The sequence below is a fragment of the Undibacterium parvum genome, from assembly GCF_003955735.1.
Taxonomy (GTDB): domain Bacteria; phylum Pseudomonadota; class Gammaproteobacteria; order Burkholderiales; family Burkholderiaceae_D; genus Undibacterium; species Undibacterium parvum.
Genome location: NZ_CP034464.1, coordinates 4,068,219 through 4,082,321, shown reverse-complemented (window position 1 = coordinate 4,082,321; position 14,103 = coordinate 4,068,219). Strand labels below are relative to the sequence as shown.

Annotated in this window: 12 protein-coding genes; 8 read left to right on the top strand and 4 right to left on the bottom strand. The window is 48.6% G+C overall.

What is annotated here, in order from left to right:
* Window positions 1-87: 87 nt before the first annotated feature.
* Window positions 88-1,455, top strand: a complete 1,368-nt coding sequence (locus EJN92_RS17825) for a cache domain-containing protein (protein ID WP_126129049.1) — start codon at window positions 88-90, stop codon at window positions 1,453-1,455.
* Entirely contained in the window at window positions 1,452-2,075 is a 624-nt protein-coding gene (locus EJN92_RS17820; protein ID WP_126129048.1) for a response regulator transcription factor, read from the top strand. Before EJN92_RS17825 ends, EJN92_RS17820 begins: the two co-directional genes overlap by 4 nt.
* A gap of 96 nt (window positions 2,076-2,171) precedes the next feature.
* Here the strand turns inward: EJN92_RS17820 and icd are convergent, their stop codons facing one another.
* Window positions 2,172-3,425: an NADP-dependent isocitrate dehydrogenase gene (gene icd, locus EJN92_RS17815; protein ID WP_126129047.1), complete on the bottom strand. Its 1,254-nt coding sequence runs from the start codon at window positions 3,423-3,425 to the stop codon at window positions 2,172-2,174.
* Window positions 3,426-3,627: 202 nt separating this feature from the next.
* Between icd and EJN92_RS17810 the strand changes: the two genes are divergently transcribed.
* Window positions 3,628-4,182 (top strand): pseudouridine synthase, encoded by a 555-nt coding sequence (locus EJN92_RS17810; protein ID WP_126129046.1) that lies wholly within the window; start codon window positions 3,628-3,630, stop codon window positions 4,180-4,182.
* Window positions 4,183-4,276: 94 nt separating this feature from the next.
* Window positions 4,277-4,729, top strand: coding sequence for a DUF192 domain-containing protein (locus EJN92_RS17805; protein ID WP_407701525.1), 453 nt, complete (start codon window positions 4,277-4,279; stop codon window positions 4,727-4,729).
* A gap of 159 nt (window positions 4,730-4,888) precedes the next feature.
* Here the strand turns inward: EJN92_RS17805 and rpsT are convergent, their stop codons facing one another.
* Window positions 4,889-5,155 (bottom strand): 30S ribosomal protein S20, encoded by a 267-nt coding sequence (rpsT, locus tag EJN92_RS17800; protein WP_126129044.1) that lies wholly within the window; start codon window positions 5,153-5,155, stop codon window positions 4,889-4,891.
* 265 nt (window positions 5,156-5,420) lie between these two features.
* Between rpsT and EJN92_RS17795 the strand changes: the two genes are divergently transcribed.
* The 4 genes from EJN92_RS17795 (at window position 5,421) to parC (ending at window position 11,947) form a co-directional block, all read left to right on the top strand.
* The gene (locus tag EJN92_RS17795; protein WP_126129043.1) at window positions 5,421-6,011 is read left to right on the top strand and encodes a GNAT family N-acetyltransferase; all 591 of its coding nucleotides are present in this window, start codon (window positions 5,421-5,423) and stop codon (window positions 6,009-6,011) included.
* Between the two features lie 15 nt (window positions 6,012-6,026).
* Entirely contained in the window at window positions 6,027-7,196 is a 1,170-nt protein-coding gene (locus EJN92_RS17790; RefSeq protein ID WP_126129042.1) for a vWA domain-containing protein, read from the top strand.
* 217 nt (window positions 7,197-7,413) lie between these two features.
* Window positions 7,414-9,405: a DNA topoisomerase IV subunit B gene (locus EJN92_RS17785; RefSeq protein ID WP_126129041.1), complete on the top strand. Its 1,992-nt coding sequence runs from the start codon at window positions 7,414-7,416 to the stop codon at window positions 9,403-9,405.
* 223 nt (window positions 9,406-9,628) lie between these two features.
* The gene (gene parC / locus EJN92_RS17780) at window positions 9,629-11,947 is read left to right on the top strand and encodes a DNA topoisomerase IV subunit A (RefSeq protein ID WP_126129040.1); all 2,319 of its coding nucleotides are present in this window, start codon (window positions 9,629-9,631) and stop codon (window positions 11,945-11,947) included.
* 69 nt (window positions 11,948-12,016) lie between these two features.
* On the opposite strand, the gene EJN92_RS17775 is transcribed toward parC, so the two are convergent.
* Together EJN92_RS17775 and EJN92_RS17770 are read right to left on the bottom strand one after the other, a co-directional pair.
* Entirely contained in the window at window positions 12,017-13,678 is a 1,662-nt protein-coding gene (locus EJN92_RS17775) for a diguanylate cyclase (protein ID WP_126129039.1), read from the bottom strand.
* A complete protein-coding gene (locus EJN92_RS17770) occupies window positions 13,679-14,071 on the bottom strand; it encodes a response regulator (RefSeq protein ID WP_126129038.1) in 393 nt (130 codons plus the stop codon).
* Between the last annotated feature and the right edge of the window lie 32 nt (window positions 14,072-14,103).

The window sequence follows — 14,103 nt, the reverse complement described above, 5'->3', positions numbered from 1 at the left end:
CGTTAAATTTAAGCAAAATTTCGCTTTGCAGATATCTTAAGTGTACTTACAATTCGGCTAAGCTTTTTTTGCAGCACACCAAAATTAATGAAATTACGCTCTAAAATTATCCTGTTTGCGATTACGCCCCTGCTACTGTCTTTCACAGGCATTGCAATCGCGGTATTTTATCAAGCAACACTTCTGGCGCAGCAGCAGCGCGACACGATAGAGCAGGCTTATCTAGCAAGTAAAGAAGCCGAATTAATGCATTATGTTTCCATGGGTAGCGCCTCTATCGCCCATTTATACAATGCAAAGCAACAAAATGCAGCACTACAAGTGGAGGCAAAAAAAATCCTCGCTACCCTCGCCTTTGGTGATGATGGCTACTTTTACGTCTATGATTTGCAGGGAAAAAACCTGATGCACCCGCGTCGACCCGATCTGGTTGAAAAAAACCTATGGGACATGGTCGACCCTAACGGCAACTTCACGATACAGGAATTAATCGGCAGGGCCCACGCTGGCGGCGGTGCGATCCGCTATTTATGGGAAAAACCATCGACAAAGAAAGTCGTCCCCAAATTAGGCTACGTGATTAAACTAGAACGCTGGGGTTGGGTGCTGGGTACCGGTATTTATTTAGACGATGTAGATACAGCGTTAAATCTAATAGACGTGCAAGTTGCCAGCAACATCCACCGCACTATGTTCTGGATAGCCGGCATCACCATCGCCAGCGCGATCTTGATTGCACTGTCCGGCCTAGCCTTGAACATCAGCGAATCTAGACTAGCGGAAGCCAAGCTAAAAGTGCTGGCACAGAGTGTAGTGCGCTCGCAAGAAGATGAACGAGCCCGTTTATCGAGAGACTTACACGATGGATTGAGCCAGTTACTGGTCTCGATAAAACTACAGATAGAGTCTGGCTTAGCCAAATTAGGAGCAAAAATATCGACTCCCGATCCGGCGCACCTGGCATTTACTCGTGCCACGCTGCAAATTAACGATGCGCTCGGCGAAGTACGCAGAATCTCGCACGACTTGCGCCCTGCCTTATTAGACGATCTTGGCTTGGTGGCTGCGTTTAAGCATCTCGCCCAAGAATTTGAAAGCATCAGCAAAATTGCCATGCAATTTGAATCGCTTGGTGATTTCACTTTTTTGAGTGAAGCGAGCAATACGGCACTGTATAGGGTGGCACAAGAAGCACTGACGAATATTCACAAGCACGCCAAAAATGCCAGTCTGGTAAGGATCAGCTTAAGCTGCGATCAACGCCAAGCGACGCTCAGCATCACCGACAACGGCGGCGGCTTCGATCTTGCCAGTATCATCAAACATCCTAAGCGCGGCATAGGTTTAAGCAATATGCGCGAGCGTTTAGCCGCAATCAACGGCCAACTCGTAGTACAGTCTAGCGCTGACGGCACTCAGGTCAACGCAAACATTTATTTCAAAGAAGTCTTATGAAGCTCCCTAGCAAAATCAAACTATTACTGGTAGACGACCACCCACTAGTGCGCGATGGACTCAAGGCCAGACTAGAAAGCATAGAGCACTTCGAGGTTGTAGGCGAAGCCGGTAACCAAGAGGATGCCTTGCAACTGGCATTATCAATGCCTATAGATTTGATATTAATGGATATTAATTTAGGTCGTTCCAGCGGGATTCAATTAACCGCCGAACTACTTAAGCAGCATCCGCAGATATCCGTGGTAATTTTATCCATGCACGACAGAGCCGAATATGTAACTCAGGCCATCGAAGCTGGCGCCAAGGGCTATGTCTTAAAAGACGCACCGGCCGAGGAGATCATTAAGGCCATCAATAGCGTGGCGGCCGGCGTCAGCTACTTTAGTTCAGGATTAAAACCCGAAGAAAGCTCATTCAAGTCTAGCTCCCCCCTCACAATGAGAGAGCAATGTATCTTAGAAAGTATTGCCACCGGAAAGTCGAACAAGCACATCGCCAGAGAGTTGGACCTAAGCGTGAGGACAGTAGAAACACACAGGCTCAATATCAAGCGAAAACTAAATATTGACGGCCAGGCAGACCTGATACGCTATGCGCTCAGTCAAGTGCGACTGTAAACCCGAAAAATTAAGACGAGATAAAAAAAGCCGATTCCATTTGACTGAAATCGGCTTTTTTAATTCCAAAGGAAGCCAAGCTTCCCATAAAATTAATTACATGTTTTCTATCATGACATCGCCGAAACCCGAGCAAGAAACCTGAGTAGCGCCTTCCATCAAGCGTGCGAAATCGTAAGTCACTTTTTTAACTGTGATGGCTTTTTCTGTCGATGAAATCAACAAGTCAGCCGCTTCCAACCAGCCCATGTGACGCAACATCATTTCAGCAGACAAGATCAATGAACCTGGGTTCACGTAATCCTTACCAGCGTATTTAGGTGCAGTACCATGCGTTGCTTCGAACATCGCGATAGAATCAGACAAATTCGCACCAGGCGCAATACCGATACCACCAACTTGCGCTGCCAAAGCATCAGAGATGTAATCGCCATTCAAATTCAGAGTCGCGATGACGCTGTATTCATTTGGACGCAACAAGATTTGCTGCAAGAACGCATCAGCAATAGAATCCTTAACGATAATATCTTTACCAGTCTTAGGATTCTTAAATTTGCACCATGGGCCGCCATCAATCAATTCAGCACCAAATTCTTTTTGTGCCAAAGCGTAGGCCCAATCACGGAAGCCACCTTCGGTGTACTTCATGATGTTACCTTTGTGAACGATAGTCACCGAAGGCTTATCATTGTCGATCGCGTATTGAATCGCCTTGCGTACCAGACGCTCGGTACCTTCGATAGAAACTGGCTTGATACCGATACCCGAAGTTTCAGGGAAGCGTATCTTAGTAACGCCCATTTCTGTCTTCAGGAAAGCGATCAGTTTTTTAACTTGCTCTGACCCTTGAGCAAATTCGATACCTGCATAGATATCTTCTGAGTTTTCACGGAAGATCACCATGTCTGTTTTATGCGGCTCACGTACTGGCGATGGAACGCCTTTAAAGTAACGGACTGGGCGCAAGCAAACATACAAATCGAGTTCTTGACGCAATGCAACGTTCAAGGAACGTATGCCGCCGCCAACTGGCGTCGTCAATGGGCCCTTGATAGAAACAACGTAGTCTTTCAAGACACGCAGAGTTTCTTCTGGCAACCATACATCTGGGCCATAAACCTTAGTCGATTTTTCACCAGCGTAGATTTCCATCCAGCTAATTTTACGTTTACCGGCATAAGCTTTGGCAACCGCAGCATCAACCACCTTCATCATAACTGGGCTAATATCAACACCAGTACCATCACCTTCGATAAAAGGGATGATAGGATTATCTGGAACATTCAGGGAATAATCAGCATTGACGGTAATTTTTTTACCTTCAGCGGGAACTTTAATATGTTGGTACATCGTTTTCTCCGTAGATTCGGGTGATCAAGCGGGTCGCGCTTTTCTCAAAATATATCTAGTCTGGACTTTTTAGAGTAAACTCTTTAAAAATAAACTCTTATATAAGACAGAAGACTACCATTTCGCATTATGCACTAGTATTTTACTAGATGCCATAATTTTGCGACACTAGCGTTTTATGCAAGTCTCATACAATACACCAATGAAATTGATCTTACTCAATAAACCATACAATGTGATGTGCCAATTTTCGGACCATCCCAGTCGCCCAACACTCGCCGACTACGTCAAGATCCCCGGAGTCTATCCCGCCGGTCGACTCGATGCAGATAGTGAAGGCCTAGTATTACTGACCGATGACGGCCAACTACAGCATAGCATCAGCCATCCAGATCACAAGCAGGCAAAAACCTATTTAGTACAAGTTGAGGGCAAACCTACAGCGCAGCAACTCAAGCTATTATCCCAACCCATAGATTTGGGCGATTTCGTCACAAAAACCTGCATCGTTAAACATATCAATGCGCCAGAGTGGCTATGGTTACGCGATCCCCCAATACGACAAAGAGCCGACATACCTACTAGCTGGCTTTGTATTATTCTATCGGAAGGAAAAAACCGTCAGGTAAGACGCATGACGGCCGCCGCGGGCCTGCCTACACTTAGATTGATACGCAGTGCCATAGGGAATTTTTCTTTAGAAAGCCACCCCCTACTCCCAGGCGAATGGATGGAAGTACAGATGCAGCAGAAGTAACACAATTGCTGCGTTAGCTTAAAGCCCATGCATTTAATGGCGCGTAGTACACTAGCGAGCGAACGCCCTCTTTAAACTATTAATTACATCAATAATGATCATGCACAGTATTTTCACCCGACTCATTGCGCTAAGCGCAATCGCCCTGAGCAGCACATCAGTTTCTTATGCCCAAACCAAATCGGCGAGCGTGCAATTATCTGCCGGCATTTATGTGATTCATGCAGAAGTTGCGGCAACTGATGCCGAGCGCCAACAAGGTCTCATGATGCGTACCAAGCTAGCTAGCAATGAGGGTATGGTGTTTGATTTTGGCGCACCTGCTGGCGTCTGCATGTGGATGAAAAATACTCTGATACCTTTATCTGTAGCTTTTATCGACACCGAGGGGAAAATTGTCAACATCGAAGATATGCAACCTGAAACCACCGACTCACATTGCGCAAAAAAAGTGGTTCGCTATGCTTTGGAGATGAATCAGGGTTGGTTCAAGCAGAAAAATATTAAATCTGGCAGCAAAATCGAAGGATTACCGCTACGCCCATAATCGCAAGCTGCGGGCAATGCAATCAGCGCCCGCACTTTCACATTACATGTCTTAGCAAACAAAAAAAAAGCCGCGAAAAATCGCGGCTTTTTTACATCTTAAAGATTAAACTCAAGCGTTTAACAGGCGCAGTGCCTATCTAATTCGCTTAAAAATCTATTAAGCTGCCAATGCTTTAATCGCAGCAGACAAACGGCTCTTATGACGAGCAGCTTTGTTCTTGTGGATGATTTTTTTATCAGCAATACGATCTACAGTAGAGATCGAATTTTGATAGATAACAGCTGCAGCAGCTTTGTCACCGGCTTCGATTGCCTTACGAACAGCTTTAATTGCTGTACGCAGAGTCGAACGCTGGCTAGAGTTGTGCGCGTTTTGTTTTACTGCTTGACGAGCACGCTTGCGTGCTTGTGCGGTATTTGCCATGAGATTTCCTAAACGTGGTCAAAGCGACGGGTTCAAAGTGACCTCACAAGATTGCCACGCCGCATAATTTCTTTACAGCTTTGCAGTATAACTTCTTTTATTTACATTAGCAAGCGACTGAGAACTTTTGTAAAAATGCACGCTCTTAGCACCGCTAAACTGTTGTATAAGACACAGATACAATCATCAAGTTTATGCCATAACACTATAAATAAGGCCGCTAACTTAATTACTTAATCCTTACGCTTTCTTTTTGGAGATTTAAATGTCACCTTCTTCAGTCACGTTATCAGGGGCGCACGTGCGGCTGGAACCATTGGTAAATGATCACTTAAGCGCCATTCAAGCTGCCGCAAATGACGGGCAACTGTGGAAACTATTCTTTACTACGGTTCCCTCGTTTGAGAAAACCCAGCAATGGCTGGACACCGCGCTCGAAATGCAAAAACAAGAAAAGGCGATTCCATTTGCGGTACGTAGCCTGCTTAGCGGAGAAATTATAGGCTCCACACGCTACTGTAATATCGACCAGAATAATAAGCGCTTGGAAATTGGCTACACTTGGTATGCAAAACGGGCGCAAAGAAGCGCGGTCAATACCGAGTGCAAGCTGCTCTTATTAAGTCACGCCTTTGAGGTGCTATCCTGTAACGCGGTAGAATTTCGCACCGACTGGTTTAATCGCGCCTCCCAGGCTGCGATCGAGCGACTAGGTGCAAAACGCGACGGAGTGCTACGCAATCACACCATTTTGCCAGACGGGCGGGTGCGCGACACGGTGGTGTATAGCATCCTGCAAAATGAATGGCCGGGCGTTAAGAAAAATTTGCAATTTATGCTCAACCAATATCCTTAATTCGAAGGACCTTAAGTGCTAATCGATTTCTTCTTCACCCTGAAAGATGCAAAAATTCCTGTTTCCATCAAGGAGTTTCTGACCTTGCTAGAGGCCATGGAAAAAGGCCTGATCAGCATGTCTATGGACAATTTCTATTTCCTCTCCAGAACCATCATGATCAAGGATGAAGCGCATTACGATAAGTTTGATCGCGCTTTCGGATTGTATTTCAAAGGCATAGAAACTATCTTTGAAAAAAACCCCGAAATACCGCTCGAATGGCTTAGCCAACGCATGCTGCGTGAACTCAGTGACGAGCAGCGCGCCGCCTTGGAAAAATTCGGTTACGACAAATTAATGGGCAGGTTGCAAGAACTACTCAAGGAGCAAAAAGAGCGACATGAAGGCGGTAGCAAGTGGATAGGCACGGGCGGCACCTCCCCTTTTGGCAACGGCGGCACCAATCCCGAGGGAGTGCGCATAGGCGGCAAGGGCGGCAATCGCACCGCGGTCAAAGTGTGGGAAGCGAGGGCATATAAAGATTACGATGCCGAGCGCGAACTGGGTACACGCAACATCAAGGTAGCACTGCGGCGTTTGCGCAAATTTGCGCGCCTTGGCGCACAAGAAGAGTTAGCCCTCGACGCCACGATCAAGGCGACCGCAAATAATGCCGGCTACCTGGATATCAAAATGCAGGCCGAGCGCAAAAACAATATCAAGGTCCTCATGCTGCTTGATGTCGGCGGCACCATGGACGACCATATTGCGCGTACCGAAGAGTTGTTTTCGGCCGCGAAAACAGAATTTAAGAATATGGAATTTTTCTACTTCCATAATTGTGTTTACGATTATTTGTGGAAGAACAACCAGCGCCGCCATGCGGAAAAATCTCCGACCTGGGATGTCTTGCGCAAATACCCGCCCGACACCAAGGTGATCTTTGTCGGCGACGCCACCATGAGTCCCTATGAAATTTTGCAACCAGGCGGCTCGGTTGAGTACAATAATGAAGAAGCTGGCGCCACCTGGCTGCAACGCTTCACCTCTAGCTTTCCCAAATTCATCTGGCTCAATCCTGAGCCAGAAGGCTTATGGCAATACCGGCAATCGGTTTCGGTGATACGACAAATTATGAATAACCGTATGTTTCCAGTGACAATCGAGGGTTTGGAACGCGGCATGCGTCTATTAAGCAAATAAAGCGCTCGCTCAAATGCGCATACACTGTATATAAAATCAGCTAAAGCCAACTAAAGCTAACAATTACGGCTACAATAGGCAAATTTTACCGACTGCGCTATGCCGGACTGAACATACTGAGTAAATATTTTTTGGATTTTTCAGTTTGCATTTGTTAGCAGTCGCTAAGCCCTATAATTTAAAAAAATATTTTTGCCAATTCTTTTAGACTCATCGCATGGCCACTAAAAAAACTTCTCTCCCATCCGACTATAGCGAATCATCCATCCGTGTCCTCAAGGGACTGGAACCGGTCAAACAAAGACCTGGCATGTACACCCGCACCGAAAATCCCCTGCACATTATTCAAGAGGTGATCGACAATGCCTCGGATGAGGCTCTGGGTGGGCATTGCAAGAATATGCACATCACCGTCAATGCCGATGGCAGTATTACTGTCGAAGATGACGGCCGCGGTATTCCGGTTGGTCTGCATCCGGAGGAACAAGTTCCAACCGTAGAGATAGTCTTCACACGCTTACATGCGGGCGGAAAATTCGACAAGGGTTCAGGCGGCGCCTATGCGTTTTCGGGCGGCTTGCATGGCGTCGGCGTATCGGTCACCAATGCCCTCTCCAAGCGCTTAGAAATCACAGTATGGCGCGAAGCCGGCATCCATAAGCTTACTTTCGCCGACGGTGATGTGATCGAGCCTTTAACTAGCGTGCCGCAGACCCGTGGCGACAAAAAGAATGGCACCCGCGTTAGCATCTGGCCTGACCCCAAGTATTTTGATTCGCCGAATATTTCACAACTAGAGCTGCAGCGTTTATTGCGCTCCAAGGCGGTCTTACTACCGGGCGTCAAAGTCACGCTGACTATAGAAAAAACCGGCGAGAGCCAGACCTGGCAATACGATCAGGGTCTGCGAGGCTATCTGACCGAGTCGCTGGCGCAATCTTCGCACGGTGAACCCCTGATACCTTTGTTTGAAGGCGAGCAATTCTCAAATGGCGACACCGATGGTTTTGCCGAAGGCGAAGGCGCCAGCTGGGTCGTGGCATGGACAGAAGAAGGCGCGGTAGTGCGCGAATCCTTCGTCAACCTGATTCCCACCACAGCCGGCGGCACGCACGAGTCCGGTTTGCGCGAAGGTCTGTATGGCGCGGTCAAAGGCTTCGTCGAGATGCATTCACTGCTACCAAAAGGCGTTAAGCTATTACCCGAAGACGTGTTTGCACGGGTTTCTTTTGTGCTCTCTGCTAAGGTATTGGATCCGCAATTTCAGGGCCAGATCAAAGAGCGCCTGAACTCGCGCGACGCCGTCAAATTGGTATCGAGCTTCACTAAACCACCGCTAGAACTGTGGCTCAACTCGCATGTTGATTACGGCAAAAAACTTGCTGAGCTAGTCATCAAACAAGCGCAATCCCGCCTTCGCTCACTACAAAAAGTCGAGAAGAAAAAATCTTCCGGAGTTGCCGTATTGCCGGGCAAACTGACCGATTGCGAATCTAGCGATATCACCCGCAACGAATTATTTCTGGTCGAAGGTGACTCAGCCGGCGGATCGGCCAAGATGGGGCGTGATAAGGAATTTCAGGCGATACTGCCGCTGCGCGGAAAAGTGTTAAATTCCTGGGAATCTGAGCGCGATCGCCTGTTCGCCAACAACGAAATCCATGACATCGCAGTCGCGATCGGCGTCGATCCGCACAACATGAAAGACAATCCGGACATCTCCAATCTGCGCTACGGGAAAATCTGCATACTGTCGGATGCGGACGTCGATGGCTCGCACATTCAAGTGTTGTTGCTGACGCTGTTTTTCAAACATTTTCCGCAGTTGATAGCGCGCGGTCATATCTGTGTGGCGCGCCCTCCCCTGTTCCGTGTCGATGCGCCAGCGCGCGGCAAAAAGCCGGCGCAAAAAATCTACGCGCTAGACCAGGGTGAACTGACCGCGATAGAAGACAAATTGCGTAAAGATGGCGTCAAAGAAGGCGCTTGGGCGATCTCGCGCTTTAAAGGTCTGGGTGAAATGAATGCGGTGCAATTGTGGGACACCACCATGAATCCGGATACCCGTCGTCTCCTGCCAGTGGCGCTGGGCGAGTTTGATCAAGAGTTTTCTGAAGCACGCTTCAATATGTTGATGGGCAAAGGCGAAGCGGCAGCCCGCCGTGCCTGGCTGGAAGAACACGGCAACGAAGTGGAAGCCGACATCTAATTCCATATCTAAATCATCCGTGCACTTTGTCGGCTTCGCTGGCCGTACGTTTGTACTGTCTGCGCCCTTCGCGTTCACGAATGATTTAGAAATGGAATAGAATTTCAAAAGCACTTGCGCAATATCCATGCGCTTTCCAGAGCAAAAGTGCCTGGAAACCCGCATGAATACTGCGCAATTGAAATTAGAAACTATAATTTTCTTATTCTAAAGAACAAGCATTATGAGCGAACAAGCAAATTTATTTGAAGAAGCCGCAGGCGGCGGTGGCGAAGGCGGCGAAACTCTGACGCTGGCCAGCTTTGCCGAGCGTGCCTATCTCGACTATGCGATCTCGGTAGTCAAAGGACGTGCGCTACCGGATGTCTGCGACGGCCAAAAACCGGTGCAGAGACGCATCCTGTATTCAATGAACGAACTCGGTTTAAACTCCGCTGCCAAGCCACGTAAATCAGCCACAGTAGTCGGTGACGTTTTGGGTAAGCTCCATCCGCATGGCGACCAGTCTGTGTACGACGCGATGGTGCGCATGGCGCAAAATTTCTCACTGCGCTATCCGTTGATTGATGGTCAGGGTAACTTCGGTTCGCGCGATGGCGATGGTGCGGCGGCGATGCGATACACCGAAGCACGCCTGACCCCGATCTCTAAATTACTGCTCGATGAAATCGATCTTGGCACAGTCGATTTTCAGCCTAACTATGATGGCTCGTACGAAGAGCCGACGCTGCTACCAAGCCGCCTACCCTTCGTTTTACTCAATGGCGCGTCCGGTATTGCGGTGGGTATGGCGACCGAAATCCCCTCCCATAATTTAACTGAAGTGGCGAAAGCGGCGGTTGCCTTAATTCGCAACCCAGCCATGCAGCACAGCGAATTGATGAGCTTCATCCCCGGCCCTGATTTTCCGGGCGGTGGACAAATCATCACGCCAAGTGCAGCGATTGCCGACATTTACGCCAATGGCCGTGGCAGCATGAAGGTCAGAGCGTGCTGGAAGATAGAAGAGTTAGCGCGTGGCCAATGGCAGGCGGTGATTACCGAACTGCCGCCAGGTACTTCTTCACAAAAAGTACTGGAAGAGATAGAAGAGATCACCAATCCAAAAATTCGGATGGGGAAAAAATCTCTGTCGCCGGAGCAGATCAGTCTCAAGCAAGTCGTGTTATCGGTACTCGATAGAGTGCGCGACGAATCGGGTAAAGATTTCCCGGTTCGTCTGGTGTTAGAGCCCAAGTCGAAGAATCAGGACCAGGGCGAATTTATGCAGATGTTGCTGGCGCATACCTCGCTGGAAACCTCTGCCTCCATGAATCTGGTGATGATAGGTGGCGACGGTCGCCCGCGTCAAAAAGGTTTGCTCGAAATACTCAGCGAGTGGATCGCGTTCCGCTTCACCACGGTAACCCGCCGCACCATTTACAAACTAAAAAAAGTCGATGACCGCATCCATATTTTAGAAGGACGTGAAGCGGTTTTACTCAATATCGATAAGGTGATTAAGATTATCCGTGAAGCGGATGAACCTAAGCCCGCCTTGATGCAAGCCTTCAAACTCTCCGACCGCCAGGCCGAAGACATCCTTGAGATTCGCCTGCGCCAATTGGCCAGACTAGAGGCGATCAAGATACAGCAAGAGTTAGCTGAGTTACGCGCAGAAAAAACCGGGTTACAGGCTTTACTCGATGACCCAGGTGCAATGAAAAAATGCATCATCAAAGAAATCGAAGCTGACGCCAAGCAATATGGCGACGCACGCCGCACCTTGATCGAAGAAGCGCAACGCGCATCGACCGAGCAAAAAGTAATCGATGAAGCGGTCACGGTAGTGATTTCAGAAAAAGGCTGGGTACGCGCCCGCACCGGGCACGAGCACGATGCCGCGCAATTTACGTTTAAGGCTGGCGATGCTTTGTATGGCACATTTGAATGCCGCACCGTTGACACCATGCTGGTATTCGGATCGAATGGTCGGGTCTACTCAGTGGCCGTGTCGGCACTACCCGGAGCACGCGGTGACGGCATACCGATTACCACTTTAATCGACCTGGCTAGCGGCACCCGCATCTTACATTACTTCGCGGGCAATACCGAATCCAACCTACTGCTGGCATCGAGTGCAGGCTACGGCTTTACCGCCAAAGTTGCCGACATGATGGGTCGCATGAAAGCGGGCAAAGCCTTTATGACGCTGGATGCGGAAGACTTGCCACTGCCACCGGCCTTGATACAGGCAGACGCCAGCGCGGTTGCCTGCCTCTCAGAAAAAGGCCGACTGCTGGTGTTTGGCTTGAATGAAATCAAACAACTTTCTAGCGGCGGTCGCGGCGTGATCTTGATGGAGTTAGAAGCCGGCGAGAAACTCTTAGGCGTCAAGGCGATTAGCCAAAAAGGCGTCAAAATATCAGGCATAGGACGCGCCAGCAAGCCGCAGGAACTACTCTTAAGCGCCAGCAGTTTGGCGCTACATATAGGTAAGCGCGCACGCAAAGGCAAATTGCTCGAATCTAAAATAAAAGCTTTAGAGATACAAGGCGTTTAGTTTTAGTTTTAGTTTTATTCTGGGGTGCTGGCTAAGCCTGGCACCCCAGAAACGCAATACCTAACTTAGCTAGCTTGGCTTAGCCAAACCAAGCACCACACGATTTTTCCCCGTTTTCTTTGCCTCGTACAGTGCCGCATCGGCACACGCAATCAAGGCATCGACATCCTGAGCAAGGCTCAAATCCGATACTCCAGCCGAAAACGTCACGGAAAACTCACCTTGCTCGGAATGCTGCTGCAGCGCCATAAAGGCCAGCCTGACCTCATCCAAAACGATCTGTGCACTCAGCGCTGAAGTCGCAGGAAAGATCACTAGAAACTCTTCACCACCGTAACGACCAAGTACATCACTTCTGCGCAAACGCTGCCTCAGCAGTCGTGACAGAGTACGCAAGACCTGGTCGCCAATAGGATGCCCATAAGTGTCATTGACATGCTTGAAATTATCCAGATCCAGCATCGCCACCGCCAATGCGGCCTGATTACGATTGCTGATTGCCACCTCAGAAATTAACTCTTCCTTGATCGCGGTATGGTTATACAAACCAGTTAATCCATCGCGCAAGATCAGGGTACGCAGCGAGCGATAACGCTCAGCGCGCGTAGAGATGGCAGAGACTAAAAATTCGGCGGGAATAGGCTTACTTAAAAAATCATCGGCGCCAGCTTTAACCGCATCCAATTGCTTGGCGAAGTCACGCTCAGTCGACAAAAACACGATAGGGATATCGAGAAAAGTATCATCTTGCCTGACCATTTTCGCCAGTTCGACGCCGTCACACTTAGGCATATACACGTCTAACAAAATCAATTCAGGACGAAACTCCGACATCACTTCAAATAATTGTAGAGGGTTATTTAAAACCTGCACGCTCATGTGCGCGCTCTCTAAAATACTAGCGTGATATTTCGAGGTAGCGACATCATCATCAATGATCAGGATGCGATAACCCTTGTTGTAAGCATTTTTCATCAAGCCGTCTACGCGCTCGATTAATAAAGACATGTCGACCGGTTTAGTGACGTAAGCAGATCCGCCCGAGCGTACTGCCCGCAAGCGATTTTGAAAACTGTTGGTGTCGGCAAAAAACAATACCTGCGCTGAGGAAATTCCTGAGGCTCGGATCCGTTCAATTTCGCTGGCCCCCGCATAGGCGTCATCGCCCGCCCCTAGATTCATCAAGATCAATTCAGGATCAATGGCGGCCAGCTTGCCAGCCAATGCCTTGAGATCTGGAATGATCTCGAAGCTATACCCAAAGTGCTGCAATTGCACGCCTATCGAAGTGCACATTGCTGCGTCTTGGTCGAGGATATAAATCAGCCTGCTCGACGCATCGTCTTGTGTCTTATTGGCCAACATCACGGGTGCGAGGGCAAGCGCTGCATCCTTAGTCGGCAACAGTGCGCCAGCTAAATAATCGCGGACATCGGCGTTAAATTGAGCACGCTCAAGATCGATCCAGACTGCTCCCGTCAGCAAAGCCTTAATGCGCACCTCCAGCTGACGTGAGCGTCGCCCCAAGTCATCAAAGCCAAAAGTACCAGCCGACCCCGACATCGTGTGTAATAGTCGGTGTAATAAAGTTAAAGCATCAACATCTTGCGGATGCTCCATGAACTGTGCCAAAGCCGCTTCGATTTCCGCCAGCTTAGAGGGCAGTTTTTCAGCAAACAGTAGATTTAGAGCCGCCAAGGCATCTTGCAAACTATCTTCTTTTGCATCCATTTAAGCAGCCTTATTCCATAAAGCACGCACCTGGGAAGATAGCTCCATGGGGTCGAAAGGTTTGGCAATAACCCCTATCGCACCTAAAGAAGTATAAAAATCCAGTTCTGCCGACTGCACCTTGGCCGTCATAAAAATAACTGGGGTGTTTGCCGTAGCGGGTAACTTTCGCAATTCTGCCAAAGTAGTTGGACCATCCATATTCGGCATCATCACATCTAACAACAAGAGATCGGGGACGAATCCAGCATTAGCGGTAGCCAGGGCTTCCGCGCCTGAGCTGCAGGTTTTTAGACTAAGTCCACCAACGATCTCTAAAGCGATTTGCGCCACAGCTTGAATATCGAGATCATCTTCCACATACAAGATGTGCGTTAGTGTTTCTTCTGACATGATTATCCTTTAAGTAAAACGAAACTATGTTC